This window comes from Streptomyces sp. NBC_00442 (genome assembly GCF_036014195.1).
Lineage (GTDB): Bacteria > Actinomycetota > Actinomycetes > Streptomycetales > Streptomycetaceae > Streptomyces.
In genome coordinates, this window is record NZ_CP107918.1 from 5,743,102 (window position 1) to 5,760,554 (window position 17,453).

At 72.9% G+C, this 17,453-nt stretch carries 18 protein-coding genes; 10 read left to right on the forward strand and 8 right to left on the reverse strand.

Going from position 1 to position 17,453, the window contains the following annotated elements; genetic code table 11:
- Window positions 1–54 precede the first annotated feature (54 nt).
- The 4 genes from pelF to OG432_RS25745 are packed head-to-tail and all read left to right on the forward strand — an operon-like array spanning window position 55 to window position 4,515.
- Window positions 55–1,605 (forward strand): GT4 family glycosyltransferase PelF, encoded by a 1,551-nt coding sequence (pelF, locus tag OG432_RS25730; protein ID WP_328313333.1) that lies wholly within the window; start codon window positions 55–57, stop codon window positions 1,603–1,605.
- Window positions 1,602–3,038 (forward strand): hypothetical protein, encoded by a 1,437-nt coding sequence (locus OG432_RS25735; RefSeq protein WP_328313334.1) that lies wholly within the window; start codon window positions 1,602–1,604, stop codon window positions 3,036–3,038. The genes pelF and OG432_RS25735 overlap by 4 nt, the downstream gene beginning before the upstream one ends.
- A 47-nt stretch (window positions 3,039–3,085) precedes the next feature.
- Window positions 3,086–3,703, forward strand: a complete 618-nt coding sequence (locus OG432_RS25740) for a spherulation-specific family 4 protein (RefSeq protein ID WP_328313335.1) — start codon at window positions 3,086–3,088, stop codon at window positions 3,701–3,703.
- A complete protein-coding gene (locus OG432_RS25745) occupies window positions 3,700–4,515 on the forward strand; it encodes an endo alpha-1,4 polygalactosaminidase (RefSeq protein WP_328313336.1) in 816 nt (271 codons plus the stop codon). The genes OG432_RS25740 and OG432_RS25745 overlap by 4 nt, the downstream gene beginning before the upstream one ends.
- Before the next feature lie 8 nt (window positions 4,516–4,523).
- Here the strand turns inward: OG432_RS25745 and OG432_RS25750 are convergent, their stop codons facing one another.
- Window positions 4,524–5,309: an adenosylcobinamide-GDP ribazoletransferase gene (locus OG432_RS25750; protein ID WP_328313337.1), complete on the reverse strand. Its 786-nt coding sequence runs from the start codon at window positions 5,307–5,309 to the stop codon at window positions 4,524–4,526.
- Between the two features lie 78 nt (window positions 5,310–5,387).
- On the opposite strand from OG432_RS25750, the gene OG432_RS25755 reads away from it, so the two are divergent.
- Complete coding sequence (locus OG432_RS25755) at window positions 5,388–6,143, forward strand: hypothetical protein (RefSeq protein WP_328313338.1); 756 nt, start codon at window positions 5,388–5,390, stop codon at window positions 6,141–6,143.
- On the opposite strand, the gene OG432_RS25760 is transcribed toward OG432_RS25755, so the two are convergent.
- The 4 genes from OG432_RS25760 to OG432_RS25775 all read right to left on the reverse strand — a co-directional run bounded on the left by OG432_RS25760 (window position 6,092) and on the right by OG432_RS25775 (window position 10,985).
- On the reverse strand, window positions 6,092–6,823 hold the full coding sequence (locus tag OG432_RS25760; RefSeq protein ID WP_328313339.1) for a hypothetical protein: 732 nt from the start codon (window positions 6,821–6,823) through the stop codon (window positions 6,092–6,094). The two genes, OG432_RS25755 and OG432_RS25760, sit on opposite strands and share 52 nt — an antisense overlap.
- Entirely contained in the window at window positions 6,820–8,589 is a 1,770-nt protein-coding gene (locus OG432_RS25765; protein WP_328313340.1) for a phosphatidylglycerol lysyltransferase domain-containing protein, read from the reverse strand. The genes OG432_RS25760 and OG432_RS25765 overlap by 4 nt, the downstream gene beginning before the upstream one ends.
- Before the next feature lie 83 nt (window positions 8,590–8,672).
- Window positions 8,673–9,758 carry a nicotinate-nucleotide--dimethylbenzimidazole phosphoribosyltransferase gene (gene cobT / locus OG432_RS25770; RefSeq protein WP_328313341.1) on the reverse strand — a complete coding sequence of 362 codons (1,086 nt, stop codon included), beginning with the start codon at window positions 9,756–9,758 and terminating at the stop codon, window positions 8,673–8,675.
- Between the two features lie 30 nt (window positions 9,759–9,788).
- Window positions 9,789–10,985 carry a bifunctional adenosylcobinamide kinase/adenosylcobinamide-phosphate guanylyltransferase gene (locus tag OG432_RS25775; protein ID WP_328313342.1) on the reverse strand — a complete coding sequence of 399 codons (1,197 nt, stop codon included), beginning with the start codon at window positions 10,983–10,985 and terminating at the stop codon, window positions 9,789–9,791.
- A gap of 79 nt (window positions 10,986–11,064) precedes the next feature.
- Between OG432_RS25775 and OG432_RS25780 the strand changes: the two genes are divergently transcribed.
- Window positions 11,065–11,274: a hypothetical protein gene (locus OG432_RS25780; RefSeq protein WP_328313343.1), complete on the forward strand. Its 210-nt coding sequence runs from the start codon at window positions 11,065–11,067 to the stop codon at window positions 11,272–11,274.
- A gap of 57 nt (window positions 11,275–11,331) precedes the next feature.
- Here OG432_RS25780 and OG432_RS25785 read toward each other — a convergent pair whose 3' ends face one another.
- From OG432_RS25785 to OG432_RS25795, 3 genes are all read right to left on the reverse strand, one after another.
- A complete protein-coding gene (locus OG432_RS25785; RefSeq protein ID WP_328313344.1) occupies window positions 11,332–12,435 on the reverse strand; it encodes a S1C family serine protease in 1,104 nt (367 codons plus the stop codon).
- 165 nt (window positions 12,436–12,600) lie between these two features.
- Entirely contained in the window at window positions 12,601–13,308 is a 708-nt protein-coding gene (locus OG432_RS25790) for a class I SAM-dependent methyltransferase (RefSeq protein ID WP_328315238.1), read from the reverse strand.
- 86 nt (window positions 13,309–13,394) lie between these two features.
- Window positions 13,395–13,991 (reverse strand): DUF3043 domain-containing protein, encoded by a 597-nt coding sequence (locus OG432_RS25795; protein ID WP_328313345.1) that lies wholly within the window; start codon window positions 13,989–13,991, stop codon window positions 13,395–13,397.
- Between the two features lie 264 nt (window positions 13,992–14,255).
- Between OG432_RS25795 and OG432_RS25800 the strand changes: the two genes are divergently transcribed.
- From OG432_RS25800 to OG432_RS25815, 4 genes are all read left to right on the forward strand, one after another.
- Window positions 14,256–15,050: a PspA/IM30 family protein gene (locus OG432_RS25800; RefSeq protein WP_328313346.1), complete on the forward strand. Its 795-nt coding sequence runs from the start codon at window positions 14,256–14,258 to the stop codon at window positions 15,048–15,050.
- A gap of 19 nt (window positions 15,051–15,069) precedes the next feature.
- Window positions 15,070–15,348 carry a PspA-associated protein PspAA gene (gene pspAA, locus OG432_RS25805; protein WP_328313347.1) on the forward strand — a complete coding sequence of 93 codons (279 nt, stop codon included), beginning with the start codon at window positions 15,070–15,072 and terminating at the stop codon, window positions 15,346–15,348.
- Window positions 15,349–15,430: 82 nt separating this feature from the next.
- The gene (locus OG432_RS25810) at window positions 15,431–16,651 is read left to right on the forward strand and encodes a sensor histidine kinase (protein WP_328315239.1); all 1,221 of its coding nucleotides are present in this window, start codon (window positions 15,431–15,433) and stop codon (window positions 16,649–16,651) included.
- On the forward strand, window positions 16,648–17,337 hold the full coding sequence (locus tag OG432_RS25815) for a response regulator transcription factor (RefSeq protein WP_328313348.1): 690 nt from the start codon (window positions 16,648–16,650) through the stop codon (window positions 17,335–17,337). Before OG432_RS25810 ends, OG432_RS25815 begins: the two co-directional genes overlap by 4 nt.
- Window positions 17,338–17,453: the final 116 nt, after the last annotated feature.

A 17,453-nucleotide genomic window follows, 5' to 3' on the forward strand; every position in this document is an offset into this window, starting at 1 on the left:
CGCTCGTCAGCACCTCAGCACGTCAGCACGACCGTTTGTCCTGGGGGGACATCCATGCCGAGCAGTGGCCGTCATGTCACCATGCTCACGGAAGGTACGTATCCACATGTGCACGGGGGAGTGAGTACCTGGTGCGACCAGCTCGTCCGCGGCATACCGGAGGTCGACTTCACCGTCGTCGCCCTCACCGGCAGCGGCCGTGAGCCGGTCGCCTGGGAGCTCCCGGCCAACGTCCGCGAGCACACGGCCTTCCCGCTGTGGGGGCCGCGGCCCGGCGGGCGGCGGCCGCTCCTCGGCAAGGAAAGGCGCCGGTTCACCGACACCTACGAGCGCTTCCTGCTCGCCCTGCTCGACCCGGAGTCCGGCTGCGACTTCGCCTCGGCCCTGTACGGGCTCGCGGAGTTCGCACGGGCCGGGCGGCTCTCGGCGGCGCTCCGCTCCGAAGCGGCCCTGAAGTCGCTGATGTGGATCTGGACGATGCCGCACCTGGCCCTGTCCAAGGCGAAACCCACCGTGTACGACGCCCTGACGGCGACGGACCTCCTGGAACACGCACTGCGCCCGCTGTCCGCCCGCATCGCGGCGGACAGCGTGGCGCACGCGGTCAGCAGTGGCCTCGCCACGCTGCCCGCGCTCGCCGCGCAGTACTTCGACGGGGTGCCGTTCCTGCTGACCGAGCACGGCATCTACCTGCGCGAGCGCTACCTCGGATACCGCGCCGGCGAGCAGAACTGGCCGGTCAAGGCGGTCCTGTTGAGCTTCTACCGGGAGCTCAACTCCCTGGGATACCGCCAGGCCGATCTCATCACGCCGTGCAACCACTACAACCGCCGCTGGGAGGAGCGCGGAGGCGCGCCCGCCGAGCGGATCCGTACCGTCTACAACGGGGTCGACCCCGACCTCTTCCCGCACGCCGGACCCGACCCGGACGTGCCCACCCTGAGCTGGTGCGGTCGCATCGACCCCATCAAGGACCTGGAGACCCTGATCCGCTCGTACGCCATCGTGCGGGCCGAACTCCCCGACACCCGCCTGCGGTTGTACGGGGCCGTACCGGCCGGCGGCGAGGACTACCGCACCCGCCTGGAGAAGCTCGCCGCCGAACTGGGCGTCAGCGACGGAATTTCCTACGAGGGCCGGGTCAGCGACACCGCGAGTGCCTACGCCTCGGGCACCGTGGTGATGCTCTCCAGCATCAGCGAGGGCTTCCCCTTCTCGCTGATCGAGGCGATGAGCTGCGGACGCGCCACCGTGTCCACGGACGTCGGCGGCGTACGGGAGGCGGCGGGCGAGGCGGGACTCGTCGTACCGCCGCGCGAGCCCGCCGTGATGGCCGAGGCGGCGATCGGGCTGCTCCGCGACCAGGAACGGCGGACCGAACTCGGCGCCGCCGCACGGCAGCGCGTGATCGACGAGTTCACCCTGCACCGCTCGGTGGACGGCTTCCGCCGGATCTACCGCGAGCTGGCCGGGCTCCCCGTACCCGGACCGGCCCTCGCCCCGTTCACGCCCGAGCACGACTGGACGCTGCGGCTCGCCTCTCCCTGGTACCGCGAACCGTCCGACGGCGCGCGGGCCGCCACCCTCGGCGGGGTGCCGCGGTGAGCGGCTCCCTGTGGCTCGGCGGCGACGAGGGGCGGGACACCCTGCCCTTCATCCCGCGCCAACGCCCGCCGGGGGCCGCCGCCAACGATCCGGTCGCCCAACTCGCCCTGCGCCTGGCGGACGTGATCGCCGTCGCCGTCCATCCGGACGAGATAGCCGCGATCATCGAGTCCGACGGCATGAGCGACGAACGGATACGTGCCGCCTACGGGTACCCCGACTCCTTCTCGCTGGCCGAAGCGCTCTACCGCCGCGTTCCGCGCCGCTACCCCGCGGCCCCGGCGCCGCCCCGCGCCTCCTGGCACGCCCATCTCGGCTCCTGCCTCCTGCGGGGCCTGGTCTTCGCCCTCCCCGGGCTCGCCTACGTCCTGGGGGCGCGCCTCCTGACCGGCCCGCCCGCCGCGCTGGGCCTGCCCGCCGGAACGATGGCGCTGCTCGCCGGCACGGTGACCGGCTGGGTGTGGAACCAGTCGCTCTCGCACCGCGCCCACTCCTGGCTCAGCCTCGCCGACCGCCCGGCCGCCGTCCGCGCCCTGCGCCTGGGTGCCCCGCTCGGCGCGGCCCTCAGCACGCTGGCCGCGCTCGCCGCGTCCGGGCCGGGCGAGCTGCCCGCCGCCGCGTTCGCCGCGGGCCAGTGCTGCTATCTGGCGGCGGCCACCGCGCTCCTCGTCCTCGGCCGTGAACGGGCCCTGTTCTGGGCCCTGTTGCCCCTGATCCTCGGCGTCGTGCCGGGCCTGCCGTCCGCCGCCGGGCCGGCGCTGCTGCTCGTCTCGCTCGCCGCCGCCGTGGCGCTCGCCGTCCGCACCCTGTGTACCGAGACGGCCGGTCCCGCGCCGGGCGGCGCCGTCTCGCCCCGGCTCGTCACCTGCCTCCCGTACGGCCTGTTCGGGCTCGGCGCCGGGGTGCTGGTCCTGTACGCCGCGCTCGGCGACGTCTTCCGGCACGGCTCCACGGGCACGGTCGCCGGGCCGTCCGCGGTCGCCCTCACGCTCAGCATGGGCCCCGCCGAATGGCTGCTGCACCGCTTCCGGGCGCAGAGCCTGGCCGGGCTGCGGAGCTCGTCGAGCGCGCGGGGCTTCCGCGGTTCGGTGACCGCCACCGTGACCCTCTGCCTCGGCGCCTACCTCCTGGTCCTGGCCGCGCTCGCCGAGGCGGGCACCCGGCTGTGGCCGGACGCGCCGGCGCTGAGCGGCCCGCGCCTCGCGGCGCTGCTGCTGATCGGCGCGGTGCTGTGGACCGGACTCCTGCTCCAGTCGTTCGGGGCGGCGGTGGGCGCGGCCGTGGTGTGCTGTGCGGCGGCCGTCGCACAGACGCTCGCGCTGGTCCTCGCCGCGCCGCCGTCGACCGGTCTCGTGGTCTCGGGGAGCGCGGCCGCGTTGCTGGCCCTGCTGGCCTGTGTCCTCCTGGGAAGGGCGACCGCCCACCGCCCATGACCCCGCCAGGCCCCCCCGGGGGCCTCCCGAGCGCGCTGAGGAAGTGCATGAGCAAGCTCCTGGTGCCCTACTACGAGCACCCGGCCGAACGACCCGACGCCTGGGACGCGCTGATCGCCGCCGCGCCTTCGCTGTACGGCGTCGTCCTCAACCCGGCCGACGGGCCCGGACGTTCGCCCGACGCGGCCTTCGCGACGGTGGCCGCGCGGCTGCGCTCGGCCGGCGTACGGGTCCTCGGCTACGTGGACACCGCCTACGGCCGGCGCCCGCCGCAGGACGTCGTACGCGAGGCGGCCCGCCACCACGACTGGTACGGGGTGCACGGGCTCTTCCTCGACCAGGCGGCCACCAGCGCCCTGTACCTGCCGTACTACGCGGACCTGCGGACCGCGCTCGCCGCGACCCACGACACGTACGTCACGCTGGTCCTGAACCACGGCGCCGTCCCGCACCCCGGCTACGCCCGGATCGCCGACCTCGTGGTGACCTTCGAGGGGCCCTGGTCCGCATACCGGCCGGCCGGGCCCGCCGCGCCCGACACCTGCCACCTGGTGTACGAGGCGCCGCCGGACGCGGTCGCCCAGGCGCCGGTCCACTGCCTCGTGCCGGGCGGGCTCCCGCACCCCTGGGGCACACTGCCGCACCGACTGGAGCCCGCCCGGTGAGACGCGCGCTCCCGCTCCTCCTGCCGCTGCTCCTGCTCGCGGCGTGCACCGGCTCCCCGGACGCCCCCGACGACGGCGCCGGCGGTGACACTTCACCGCCCGCACCCTCCGGCCCCCATTGGCGGCCGAAACCGGGGCTGACCTGGCAATGGCAGCTCAAGGGCACGCTCGACCCGACCGTCGACGCCCAGGTGTACGACATCGACGCCGTCGACCAGAGCGCGGCTGCGGTGGCGGATCTGCACCGCAGGGGCCGCAAGGTCATCTGCTACGTCTCGACGGGCGCCTGGGAGAACTGGCGGCCGGACGCGGGCCGCTTCCCCAAGGCCGTGCTCGGCAACGGCAACGGCTGGGCGGGCGAGAAGTGGCTCGACATCCGCCGCACCGACGCCCTGGAACCGCTGATCGCCCAGCGCTTCGACCTGTGCCGGGCCAAGGGCTTCGACGCCGTCGAGCCGGACAACATGGACGGCTACCGCAATGACACCGGCTTCCCCCTCATGGCCGGCGACCAGCTCCGCTACAACGAGCTGATCGCCCGCCTCGCCCACGACCGGGGCCTCGCCGTGGGCCTGAAGAACGACCTCGACCAGATCCCGCGGCTGCTCGCCCACTACGACTTCGCGGTCGACGAGCAGTGCGCCCAGTACCAGGAGTGCGACCGGCTCACGCCGTTCGTGACGGCGGGCAAGGCCGTCTTCCACGCCGAGTACGAGCTGACGCCCGACCGCTTCTGCGCCGCGTCGAAGAAGCTCGGCCTCAGCTCCATCCAGAAGAAGTACGACCTGATGGCGTGGCGCCGGGCCTGCTGATGCCCGGGTCAGCCGAGGGCGAGCGCGGTCAGCGTCACCGTGGCCGCGCCCTCCGCGACCGCGCCGAACACATCGCCCGTCACCCCGCCGAACCGGCGCACACAGCGCGCGAGCAGCGCCTGGGCCGCGGCGAGTCCGGCCGCGACGGCCAACGCGAGGTGCAGCGCGGCCCACGGTCCGCCCGGCCCGCCCGCGGCCGCGCACAGGGCCATCACCACGACGGCCACCGCGACCGCCCGCCCGCCGGGCACCGTGCCCGCCACCACCGCGCCCAGACCGTCGGGGCGCGCCGCGGGGACCCCGTGCCGGGAGGCCAGGGTCAGGGCGGTGCGGGCGGCGAGCGCCGCGACGACGGCGGCGGTGGCGCCGCCGGCCCAGCCGTCCCGCTCGAACAGGCGGGACAGGGCGGCGACCTGGGCCAGGAGACAGAACAGCAGCGTGACGACCCCGAACGGGCCGATGTCACTCCGCTTCATGATGCGCAGCGCGTCATCGGCGGGCTTCGCGCTGCCGAGGCCGTCGGCGACGTCGGCGAGCCCGTCCAGATGCAGGCCCCGGGTCAGCAGGGCGGGCGCCGCCGTGGCCGCCACCGCGGCGAGCGGCGCCCCCGCCCCGAGCAGCCAGAACCCGGCGCCCGCGGCCGCCGCGCACAGGCCGACGGCGAGCCCGGCCAGCGGGGCCAGCGTCATGCCGGCGCGCGCGGCGGCACGGTCCCACCGGGTGATGCGGGCGGGGAAGACGGTGAGGGTGCCGAAGGCGAAACGTACGCCGTGCAGGGCCTTCCTTGCGTTCACCCGGCGCAGGCTATCTTGAGCGCCCGGCCCCCCGACGGCGTTAAATTGCGCATACCAGCGCAAACAGGAGCGGGTGGGATGGGTCACTGGTTCTACCGGAACATCACAGAGCCGGGCAAGCTCCCCATGCTGCTCGCGCTGGCCGCGTTCGTCCTGACGTTCCTCGTCACGCGCTCCATCACCCGGCTCATCCGGGCGGGACGCGGCCCCTTCGGCAACATCAGCCCCGGCGGGCTGCACATCCACCACGTCGTGCCCGGCGTCATCCTCACCATCGTCGGCGGCTTCGGCGCGGTCGGCAGCGGCCGGCACGGCATCGCGGCCTCCGTGTTCGCCGCGGTCTTCGGGGCGGGCGCGGGCCTGGTCCTCGACGAGTTCGCGCTGATCCTGCACCTGGACGACGTGTACTGGAGCGAGAACGGGCGCAAGAGCGTCGAGGTCGTGGTGCTCGCCGCCGCCCTCATGACGCTGGTGCTCGCCGGATTCTCGCCGCTCGGCGTCAACGACGTGAGCCCGGGGGAGCGGCAGGACCGCGCGTCGTTCATCACCACCATCGTGATCAACTTCTGTTTCGTGCTGATCGCCATGTTCAAGGGCAAGGTGCGGATGGCGCTGCTCGGCACCCTCGTGCCCTTCGTGGCCCTGTTCGGCGCCATCCGGCTCGCCAAGCCGGGCTCCCCGTGGGCCCAGCGCTTCTACCGCACACGTTCGCGGGCCAGGGCCAGGGCCTGGCTGCGGGCCTACCGCCACGACCGGCGCTGGTCGGCGCCGCGCCGACGCCTTCAGGACTGGATCGGCGGCGCACCCGACAAGCTCCCGGTGCGCCGCCCCTGATCGCGGCGGTCGCGCCGGCGCTTGCGGCGCACCCAGGTGATCCAGCAGATCACCGCGACGGTGAGGAGCGCCGCGATGTGCTCCTTGCCCGCGAGGTTGTTCTTGAGCACCACCTCGACGACCATCGCGCCCGCCACCACCCCGGCCGTCCAGTACGCCCGGTAGCGCCAGCACACGTACACGGCGAGGGCGACGACGGCCGCCGAAGGCCCGGTGTCGACCATCTCGGCCGCGGAGGCGGGCAGCCCGAAGACGCTGTCCGGGCCGATGTGGATGCCGATCCGTGCGTACAGGGTGCCGGCCAGCGTCGCGGCGTAGGCGATGAGCACTATCCGGCCCCGCCCGATGCAGATCTCGGCGATGCCGAAGACGAGCAGTACCTGCGCGAGCGCTCCCCACACCGGCAGGTCGAGCGCCGGCACGAAGAGCGAGAACGGGGTGCGAAGGAGCGAGATCCACAGCGGGTACTCGGCTTTCACCGAGCCGATGATCTGGATCGGCCGGAAGCCCCAGGGCTGGTTCTGCACGACCTGGAAGAGCGAGGTGAGGGCGACGGCCGAGAGCGTCAGCGGGATCGCCTTCCAGCGCCCGGTGTACAGCGCGTACCACACGGTCCTGAAAAGGGGCCCCCACTCGCGTTCCGCGAACCGGCGCACCCCCCGGAGCGCCGCACCGCTCATCTCTGCGACTCCAGGTGTCTGCGGTGCAGCCACTTGGGCAGGCCCGGGGCTTCGAGGAACCCCTCGGCGCGAGCGGACGCGATGGCGATGCGCGGCAGGTCCGCGCTCTTCTCGAACAAGGTGAACCGTGGCTCCCAGATCGGCCGGTACTTGGCGTTGGACCGGTACAGCGACTCGATCTGCCACCAGCGGGAGAAGAAGCTGAGCAGCGAGCGCCACAGCCTCAGCACGGGTCCCGCCCCGAGCTTCGAGCCGCGCTCGAAGACGGAACGGAACATCGCGAAGTTCAGTGAGACCTGAGTGATCTGGATCTCCTTGGCGCGCTGGAGGAGTTCGATCACCATGAACTCGATCAGGCCGTTCTCGGAGTCGCGGTCACGGCGCATCAGGTCGAGTGACACCCCGTGCGGGCCCCAGGGCACGAAGCTGAGCAGCGCCCGCAACTCGCCCTCGCCGTCGAAGCATTCGAGCATCATGCACTGGCCGTCGGCGGGGTCGCCGAGCCGGCCGAGCGCCATGGAGAAGCCGCGTTCGGTGGCGCCGTCGCGCCAGTCGTCGGCCTTGCGCAGGAGTTCGTTCATCTCAGGGGCAGGAATGTCCGCGTGACGGCGGATCCGCACCTCGTACCCGGCCCGCTTCACCCGGTTGTACGCCTGGCGCACGGTCCGCATCGCGCGGCCCTCCAGGGTGAACTCGGCGGTCTCCACGATCGCCTCGTCGCCCATCTCCAGGGCGTCGAGGCCGTGCCGGGCATAGATCTGCCCCGCTTCCTCGCTGGCTCCGGTCACGGCCGGGATCCAGCCGTGCTCGCGGGCCTCGGCCAGCCACGGCTCGATCGCGCCCGGCCACGCCTCGGGATCGCCGATCGGGTCGCCCGAGGCCAGCGAGACGCTGTTGATGACGCGGTAGGTGACGGCGGCCTTGCCGGTCGGCGACCAGATGACGGCCTTCTCGCGGCGCAGCGCGAAGTAGCCGAGGGAGTCGCGTTCGCCCTGCTTGTCGAGGAGGGCCCGCAGCCTCTCCTCGTCCTCGACGGTGAGCGGGTCGACGGCCCTGCGGTTGCGGAACGCCGCGTAGATGACGGCGATCAGGAGCAGCGTGGCCATCACGTTGATGACGACGTTGACCCAGCCCGGCGTGGTGACGCCCTGGGTGTGCCGGTCGTCGGGGACCAGGAACACCAGGCGCATCAGGCCGTAACGCCAGCGTTGCAGGAACGACGACTGGTCGGTGCCGTCATAGGTGTTGGTCGCGCTGACCAGGACCGCCGCGATCAGCGAGGTGACGAGCAGGCCGCCGACGGCGGTGACCACCGCGGCCAGCGGGTTGGAGCGGTCGCCCTTGGCGTAGAACTCGCGGCGGCCGACCACGAGGGCCGCCACGAAGGCCGTGGTGAGCCCCAGGGAGATCCAGTTCTGCGCGTAGCGGTGGAAGCCGGGCAGCGCCATGACGTAGGCGAACAGCAGCCAGAAGAGCCCGCCGAGCACCATGTTGAGGATCCAGGCCGCACGCTTGCGCCGGCGCATGGTGACGGCGAGGAAGAGCGTGACGACGCCCGAGGTGAAGCCGGCTTCGAGCAGATACGGCGTGAAGTAGTCGTCCGTGTTGTGACGCCGAAGCCCCTGGCCGAGGGTGACCCACGCGGCACTGAGGAAATTGATGAACGTCACGATGCGCAGGTACCAGACGGCGAACGCCGCGCCGTGCCGCGACCGGGGGGTGCTCCGGTCCGTTCCTTCGGTGGTACTCAAGCGGACTTCTCCCATGAAACGCGATGATATGGGGGCAAAGCGTTCCACAGTGATCGCCGACGGAGCCGAGGGGGGCAGCCCCCCGGCTCAGCCGGGACTCACTCGTCGCCGCTCTCCTCCACGGACTCCGTGCGCTGGTCGGTGCGCTCGGGCAGCTCCGCGGCGAGTGCCGCCGCGGCTTGTACGAGGGGAAGAGCGAGCAGTGCCCCGGTGCCTTCGCCCACTGTGACGCCATGGTCGAGCAGAGGGTTGAGCGCCATCCGGTCCAGCGCCTTCGACTGGCCCGGCTCGCCGCTCGACTGACCCGCCAGCCACCAGTCCGGAGCCCGGAAGGCCGCCCGCTGCGCCACCAGCGCACAGGCCGACGAGACGACCCCGTCGAGGATCACCGGCAGCCTGCGCACCGCACACTGCAACAGGAAACCGGTGGTGGCGGCAAGGTCCGCGCCGCCCACCGCGGCCAGAAGTTCGAGCTGATCGCCGAGGACCGGCCGCGCCCGGCGCAACGCGTCGCGGATCGCCGCGCACTTGCGCATCCAGGCGAGGTCGTCGATGCCGGCGCCGCCGCGACCGGTGACCACCGAGGCGTCCGTGCCGCACAGCGCGGCGATCAGCACCGCCGCCGGCGTGGTGCCGCCCACGCTGAGGTCGCCGAGCACCACCAGATCGGTGCCGGAGTCGGCCTCCTCGTCGGCGATCCTCACGCCGAGCCGGACCGCCGCCTCCGCCTCGTCGACGGTCATGGCGTCCTCGACGTCGATCCGGCCGCTGCCGCGCCGCACCCGGTGGCGCACCACGTCCTCGGGCAGCAGCGCCGGGTCGCAGTCGAGGCCGGCGTCGACGACGCGGACCGGGACGCCCTGGCGGCGGCCGAGCACCGCGACCGGGCTCGCGCCGTCCAGGGCGGACCGTACGAGGGTGTGCGCCGAGGAGGCGGGGCGGGCCGAGACACCGAGTCCGGCCACGCCGTGGTCGCCCGCGAACAGGACCACGCGGGGCCGCTCGACGGCCCGCACCGGGCTCGCGCCCTGCGCCGCCGACAGCCAGGTGGCCAGCTCGTCGAGCCGGCCGAGCGCGCCGGGCGGCACGCTCTGCCGCTCCCGGCGTTCCTCGGCGTCACGCCGCACACCGTTGTCGGGGCGTTCGATCAGATCGGAGAAGTCGTCCAGGTTCAGCCTGCTCATCTGCCGAACAGTACCGCCAGCGGGCGGACATCAGCCGCGCAGTGCGAGCGCCTGGCCCGCGACGACGAGCAGCACCTGCTCGCACTCGGCCGCGAACGCGGCGTTCAGGCGGCCCAGTTCGTCACGGAAGCGCCGCCCCGACGACGTCGCGGGCACCACGCCCGACCCCACCTCGTTGCTCACCGCGACCACCGTCCGCGCCGTGCCCCGTACCGCCGCGACGAGTTCGTCCGTACGCTCCTTCAGCGCGCGCTCGCCGCCGGACGCCCACTTCTCGTCGTCCCACGCGCCGACCCGGTCCATCGCGTCGGTCAGCCACAGCGCCAGACAGTCGATCAGGAGCGGCGGGCCCGACGCGTCGAGGAGCGGCGCGAGGTCGCAGGTCTCCTCGGTGCGCCAGCTGGAGGGCCGCCGCTCGCGGTGCAGCCCGACCCGCGCGGCCCACTCGGTGTCGCCCTCGCGGGAGCCGCCCGTCGCCACGTACACCACCCCGGGGAAGGCCGCCAGGCGCCGCTCGGCCTCCACCGACTTGCCCGAGCGCGCGCCACCGAGCACGAGCGTGCGGCGCGGCAGGTCGGGCACCGCGTGGTACTCGCCGACGACCAGCGTCGTGCCGTCCGGCACGGCGCGCGCGCCGAGCGCCGCGAGCCGGCGCTCCAACTCCCGGCCGGGCGGCACGTCGTGGTCGATGTGCACCGCGATCACATCGGTCGCCGGGCCGATGCCGCCGGCCGCCCGCAGCCGCGCGAGCGCGTCGGGCCGGCCGCAGACGTCGGCCACCACCATGTCGTACGGGCGCATCGCCGACGCCCCGGCGGGCGCACCACCCGGCGGCAGATAGAGCAGCCGCTCGCCGTCGGGCGACGTCACCTCGTACCCCGTGCCCGGCGCGTCGAGCGGCACGGCGAGCACCCGGTGGCCGCTGATCAGCGTCAGCCGGCGGCCGTCCGGTACCCGCCCGGCCGCCGGAAGCCCGGCCGGCAGCTCGACCGCCGGCCCGTCGTGCGGATGGGTGAGCAGCACCTGGCGCACACCGGCGAGCGAGTGCCCGGCCCGTGCGGCGGCGAGCGCCGCGCCCGGGGTCAGGTCGAGCAGCAGCGCGCCGTCGACGAGCAGGGCGGTCGCGGCGCGCGCGTCGCCGCCGCGTGCGACGGCGCACGCGGCGCAGGGACAGTCGGGGCGCGGCAGGCCGGCGGGGGCCCCGGTGCCGAGGAGAGTCAGTTCCACAACCACGATCCTGCCGCGTAACCGGCCCTCTTGCGCGCCCGGTTACGCTGCGGGCAGCAATGGGACCCAGGAGGCGGACATGGCGTGGACGTGGCGTTTCGAGAAGTCGGACGGTACGGAGGTCGAGCCGGCGGTGGCGCCGGAGGAGTTCACGACCCAGGGCGATGCGGAGTCCTGGATCGGTGAGGTGTGGAAGGACCTGCTCGAAGGCGGGGCCGACCAGGTCTTCCTCTTCGAGGACGGCACGAAGATCTACGGCCCGATGAGCCTGCACGCCGAGCAGGCCTGACGGCCCGGCCGGGGGTGCGCACGGCGTCCCCGGCCGGCCCTCGTGCCGCGGCTCCGCTCAGATCTCGCCGAGGGTGACCTCGGCGGTCTTCTTCGCGCCGTCGCGGGTGTACGTCACCTGGACCTTCTGGCCCGGCTTGTCCGCGGCCAGCGCCTCGGTGAGCGCGGTGATCGACGTGATGCCGGTCTGGCCGAGCTTCGTGATGATGTCGCCCGTCCTGAGACCCGCCTTGGCCGCGGCTCCGTTGGGCGGGGCCGCCACCACCGCGACGCCGGCCGGCTGGTAGCCGGCGTCGACCACGGTCCGGCCGGTGATGCCGAGCGCCGCCCGGCCCGAATCGGTGACCTTGCCGCTCTTGATGATCTGGTCGGCCACCGTCCTCACCATCGACACCGGGATCGCGAAGCCGATGCCGGGGGCCGCGCTGCCGCTCATGTCCGGGTCGGTCGCGGCGAGCGTCGGAATGCCGATGATCTCGTCGTCGAGGTTGACCAGGGCGCCGCCGCTGTTGCCGGGGTTGATCGCGGCCGATGTCTGCACCATGTTGGCGATGGTCGCGCCGGTACCGCCGCCGTCCCGGCCCTCGGACACGGTGCGGCCGGTCGCGGACACGATGCCCTGGGTGACGCTGGAGGAGAGCCCGAGCGGCGACCCCATCGCCAGGACGATCTGGCCCATCTCCACCTTCGAGGAGTCCCCGAACGTGGCCGGCTTCAGCCCGCTGGGCACGGAATCCAGCTTGATCACCGCGAGGTCCTGCTCGGGATAGGCGGCGACCAGCCTGGCGGTGATCGCCGAACTGCTGCCGGACGCCGTCACCTTGAACGTCCGCTCGTTGCCGACGACATGGGCGTTGGTGACGATGTGCCCCTGGCCGTCGTAGACGATGCCCGAGCCGAGGCTGTTGGAGGCATCGATCTGCACGACCGAGGGCAGCACGTCCTTGATGACCCGCTGATAGTCGCTCTGCAGGCTGTCGGTCCCGCCGGAGCCGTTGCGCTGGGGCGCCGGCGAACTCGCCGACGCGCTGCGGGACGACGCCTTCGGGGCGGCCGCGGGGTCCGCGCCCGAACAGCCCCCGACGAGAGCGGCGGTGACGGCGGCGGCGGTCAGCGGCCGGGCCGCACGGCGCACCCGGCCGGGGCGAAGAGATGCATCCATGGCAGGAGTATCCCTTTGGTCCGATATGACGGCCTGCCGGTGGGCCCGATCAGGTACCGGGGACCCCGGGCCGGGGCCCACCGGCGCGATACCCGCGCCCGTCCACCCGTCCCGGTCCCGTACCGCGTTCCAGCCCCGTACCGCGTTCCAGCCCCGTACCGCGTCTCAGTCCCGTACGCCGAAGAGGTGCAGCAGCGCCGCCACGTGGCGGTATGGGTCGGTGCGCCCGGCACGGTCCTCGGCGGTCAGCAGGCGCTCCAGCTCGTCGGGGGCCGGCAGGTCCACGTCGTTGGGCACGGTGTCGGTGAACACCCGCACCCCGTACCAGGTGTGCAGCGGCGCCGCGATCCCGTCGAGGGTGCGGGTCAGCGCGGCGAGCCGGTCGGCGCGGACCGGCAGACCGAGCCGGTTGGTGTACGCGTCGGTGTCGAAGGCCGCGAGGGCGCCCGCCCAGTCGCCGGCGAGGCCGGGCCGCACGGCCAGCGCGTCGGCGTTCCGCACGAGCAGCGAGAGCAGGCCGCCGGGGGCGAGCATCCGGGCGAGCCCGGCGAGCATCGCGTCGGGCTCCTCGACGTACATCAGGACGCCGTGGCACAGCACCACGTCGAAGGCGCCGGGCAGGAAGTGCACGCCGGTCTCGCGGCCGTCGCCCTCGATCAGACGCACCCGCTCGCGGATGCCCTCGGGCTCGGTCGACAGCGCCTCGCGGGCCACCTGGAGCATCGCCGGGTCGGATTCGAGCCCGGTCACCGAGTGCCCGGCGCGGGCCAGGCGCAGGGCCTGGGTGCCCTGGCCCATGCCGACGTCCAGGACGCGAAGACGCCGGCCCACCGGGAAACGCCCGGCTATCTGCTCGTCGAGGTGACGGGCCACGAGCTCTTGGCGGACCACGTTGCGCAGCCCGCCGAGACCCTTCAGCCAGGCGCCGGAGGCGCCGGTGAACCCGGACGGCTTCCCGCTCAGGGCTTCTCTCCGCGCTTGACCTGCGGCTTGGGCAGCCGCAGCCGGCGCATCTGGAGCGTGCGCATCAGACCGTAGGCGACGGCGCCCTTCCTCGGCTCGTCCGGGAAGCGGGCGGCGAGCGCCTTCTTCAGCCGGAAGGCGAGGCCGAGCGAGTCGAGCACGATGAGCACGATCACCACGAGCCACAGCAGCAGCGAGAGGTTCTGCAGGCTGCCGATCCGGATCATCGAGAGCACCAGGATGATCACCGCGAGCGGCAGGAACATCTCGGCGACCGAGAACCGGGAGTCGACGAAGTCGCGGGCGAACTTGCGCACCGGGCCCTTGTCGCGGGCCGGCAGGTAGCGCTGGTCGCCATTGGCGAGCGCTTCGCGCTGCTTGGCCATGTCGACCCGGCGCGCCTCGCGCTGACGCTTGGAGGCCTCCTTGCGGTCGGTCGGCACGGTCGAGGCACGGCGGCGCTGAGTCTGGGCCTCACTCCGCTTGGGAGTGGGGCGCCCCTTGGGGGCCTCGGGGTCGCGGGGCGCTTTGGAGAGGTCCGCCGTCACCTTGTCGGTGGGGGCCTTCTCTGCGTTGGAACGGCTACGGAACACAATCCCCAAGGGTACGGGGTGCCCGGCATGGACCCCAGGCCGGTGGGGAACGATCCCACAACGCCTTGCGTCCCTGAAGGCGGGCGATGCACTGTTCCCCCGAGGTTCACCTACTCCCTGCGCCGGATCAACGGCGGACGTAGTCGTCCTTGGGGATGAGCGCATCGGCGCCCGAACAGTGCGGTAATGGATGCAGGGCCCGTACTGTGGGTTCTGTTGCAGCAGCTGGAGCTGGAGTCCGTCAGAAGGGGGCGCGCGAAGCCCATGAGCGGTGTCATGAAGCGTATGGGGATGATCTTCCGCGCGAAGGCGAACAAGGCCCTTGACCGGGCCGAGGACCCTCGCGAGACCCTCGATTACTCGTACCAGAAGCAGCTGGAGCTGCTCCAGAAGGTGCGCAGGGGAGTCGCCGACGTGGCGACCTCCCGCAAGCGTCTGGAGCTGCAGCTCAACCAGCTGCAGAGCCAGTCCTCCAAGCTGGAGGACCAGGGCCGCAAGGCCCTCTCGCTCGGCCGTGAGGATCTGGCCCGCGAGGCCCTGTCCCGCCGCGCCTCGTTGCAGCAGCAGGTCACCGACCTGGAGACGCAGCACCAGACGTTGCAGGGCGAGGAGGAGAAGCTCACCCTTGCGGCCCAGCGCCTCCAGGCCAAGGTCGACGCCTTCCGCACCAAGAAGGAAACGATCAAGGCGACCTACACGGCGGCCCAGGCGCAGACCCGGATCGCCGAGTCCTTCTCGGGCATCTCCGAGGAGATGAGCGACGTCGGCATGGCCATCCAGCGGGCCGAGGACAAGACCGCGCAGCTCCAGGCGCGGGCCGGCGCGATCGACGAGCTGCTCGCATCCGGTGCCCTCAACGACCAGTCGGGCCTGGCCAAGGACGACATCCAGACCGAGCTCGACCGCCTGTCCGGTGGTACGGATGTAGAGCTGGAACTGCAGCGGATGAAGGCCGAGCTGATGGGCGGCGGGTCCGCAGGGAAGCAGGCCATCGAGGGCGGCACCGCCGCTCCCGAGGACAAGGCCCCGCAGCAGAGCCCGCGCTTCGACAAGCAGTGACGAACGGCAGGAGACGTTCATGATCGTCCGGATCATGGGGGAGGGGCAGGTGAAGCTGGCCGACGGCCACTTCACCGAGCTCAACAAGCTCGACGACGAGCTTCTCGCCCGGATGGAGGAGGGTGACGAGGACGGCTTCCGCCACACCCTCGTCGCCCTGCTCGACGCGGTGCGCCGGCTGGGGGAGCCCCTTGCCGACGACTCCCTGGAACCTTCCGAGCTGATCCTTCCGAGCCCGGACGCGAGCCTGGACGAGGTCAGGGAGATGCTCAGCGACGACGGCCTGATCCCGGGCTGACCCGACAGCCCCCGCCCCGGGCCCGCCACCGGCCCGGGGGCTCGCGGTCCCGTGGGCCCCGGCACCCTTACGGTAGGTGACCGTGACCCCCATCGACCGGGCCCGCCCCTGGCTCAGGGCGCATCCGCTGGTCCCCGATGCCGCCCTCGCCCTCGGCGTACTGATCTGCATGGTCCTCGGCTCCTTCGCCGACCCGCACGGGCCCAACGGGCCGACCTTCGGCACCCGTACGCCCGGTCTGCGTTCGCTCGTCCTGATGACGCTGGCCGCCGCCGTCCTCGTACTGCGGCGGCGCCGGCCCATGGTCACGCTCGCCTGCACCAGCGCCCTCGCCATGGTGGAGCTCTCGCTGGGGGACCCGCCCTCGCCGGTCGCGATGAGCGCGGTCGTCGCGCTCTACACGGTCGCCGCCCACACCGACCGGCCCACCACCTACCGCGTCGGCGTGCTCACCATCGTCGTGCTCACCGGCACGGCCATGCTGCTCGGCACCCCGCCCTGGTACTCCCAGGAACACCTCGGGATCTTCGCCTGGACCGGCATGGCCGCGGCCGCGGGGGACGCCGTGCGCAGCCGGCGCGCCTTCGTCGACGCGATCCGCGAGCGGGCCGAACGGGCCGAGCACGGACGCGAGGAGGAGGCCAGGCGCCGGGTGGCCGAGGAACGGCTGCGGATCGCCCGCGAGCTCCACGACGTGGTCGCCCACCACATCGCCCTGGTCAACGTCCAGGCGGGCGTCGCGGCCCACGTCATGGACAAGCGGCCCGACCAGGCCAAGGAGGCCCTCGCCCACGTACGGGAGGCCAGCCGCTCCGCGTTGAACGAACTCCGTTCCACCGTCGGCCTGTTGCGCCAGTCCGGCGACCCCGCAGCCCCCACCGAGCCCGCCCCCGGCCTCGGCCTCCTCGACGATCTGCTCGCCGGTTTCCGGCGGGCGGGGCTTCCCGTGGAGCTCGCCCGCACCGACGACGCCCCGCTGCCCGCCTCCGTCGACCTCGCCGCCTACCGGGTCATCCAGGAGGCGCTCACCAACGTCCACAAGCACGCGGGCCCCGGCGCCAAGGCCGAGGTGAGCGTCGTACGGGTCGGGCCGAACACCGAGATCACCGTCATCGACAACGGCACCGGCACCGGCGCGGCGGGAGACGGCGGCGGCCACGGGCTGCTCGGCATGCGCGAGCGGGTCACGGCGCTCGGCGGCAGCTGCACGGCGGGACCCCGCTACGGCGGCGGCTTCCGCGTGCAGGCGATACTGCCGGTCAAGGCCGCGGAGACCGGGGCCACGGGGGAAGGCACGTCATGACCATCAGGGTGGTACTCGCCGACGACCAGGCGCTGCTGCGCTCGGCCTTCCGCGTCCTGGTCGACTCCGAGCCCGACATGGAGGTCGTGGGCGAGGCGGCCGACGGGGCCGCGGTCGTCGACGTGGTCCGCGAGACCCTGCCGGACGTCGTCCTGATGGACATCCGGATGCCCGGCACCGACGGCCTCGCCGCCACCCGGGCCATCACCGCCGACCCAGCCCTGTGCACGGTCCACGTCGTGATGCTCACGACCTTCGAGGTCGACGAGTACGTGGTGCAGTCGCTGCGGGCCGGAGCCTCCGGCTTCCTCGGCAAGGGCGCCGAGCCCGAGGAGCTGCTCGGCGCGATCCGTGTCGCCGCGGCCGGCGAGGCGCTGCTGTCCCCGGCCGCGACCAAGGGACTGATCACCACCTTCCTCGCGCAGGGCGGCAGTTGGGAGGCCGGCGAGGAGGACCTGCGCCGGCACGGTGAGCGGCTCGCCGCCCTCACGGTCCGCGAACGCGAGGTGCTGGTCCAGGTCGCGGGCGGCCACTCCAACGACGAGATCGCCGAGCGCCTCTCCGTCAGCCCGCTCACCGTGAAGACCCATGTGAACCGCGCGATGGCCAAATTGGGCGCACGCGACCGTGCCCAATTGGTGGTCATCGCGTACGAATCCGGCCTTGTCCGCCCACGGGTGGACTGAAGGGTGGAGCGCGGCGTACTGCGACTGCGGTATGCGCGGGATAAGGAAAGAGACCTGGGAGCGAGGCATCCGACCCGCCCCATGACAGAGGGTTATAGGCGGGGGCCGGGTCTTCC

What these genes read in the sequence shown, in the direction of transcription:
- pelF (WP_328313333.1), top strand. Translation starts at nt 55, where the DNA reads ATGCCGAGCAGTGGCCGTCATGTCACCATGCTCACGGAAGGTACGTAT.
- OG432_RS25740 (WP_328313335.1), top strand. Translation starts at nt 3,086, where the DNA reads ATGAGCAAGCTCCTGGTGCCCTACTACGAGCACCCGGCCGAACGACCC.
- OG432_RS25755 (WP_328313338.1), top strand. Translation starts at nt 5,388, where the DNA reads ATGGGTCACTGGTTCTACCGGAACATCACAGAGCCGGGCAAGCTCCCC.
- OG432_RS25760 (WP_328313339.1), bottom strand. Translation starts at nt 6,823, where the DNA reads ATGAGCGGTGCGGCGCTCCGGGGGGTGCGCCGGTTCGCGGAACGCGAG.
- OG432_RS25765 (WP_328313340.1), bottom strand. Translation starts at nt 8,589, where the DNA reads ATGGGAGAAGTCCGCTTGAGTACCACCGAAGGAACGGACCGGAGCACC.
- cobT (WP_328313341.1), bottom strand. Translation starts at nt 9,758, where the DNA reads ATGAGCAGGCTGAACCTGGACGACTTCTCCGATCTGATCGAACGCCCC.
- OG432_RS25780 (WP_328313343.1), top strand. Translation starts at nt 11,065, where the DNA reads ATGGCGTGGACGTGGCGTTTCGAGAAGTCGGACGGTACGGAGGTCGAG.
- OG432_RS25785 (WP_328313344.1), bottom strand. Translation starts at nt 12,435, where the DNA reads ATGGATGCATCTCTTCGCCCCGGCCGGGTGCGCCGTGCGGCCCGGCCG.
- OG432_RS25800 (WP_328313346.1), top strand. Translation starts at nt 14,256, where the DNA reads ATGAGCGGTGTCATGAAGCGTATGGGGATGATCTTCCGCGCGAAGGCG.
- pspAA (WP_328313347.1), top strand. Translation starts at nt 15,070, where the DNA reads ATGATCGTCCGGATCATGGGGGAGGGGCAGGTGAAGCTGGCCGACGGC.
- OG432_RS25815 (WP_328313348.1), top strand. Translation starts at nt 16,648, where the DNA reads ATGACCATCAGGGTGGTACTCGCCGACGACCAGGCGCTGCTGCGCTCG.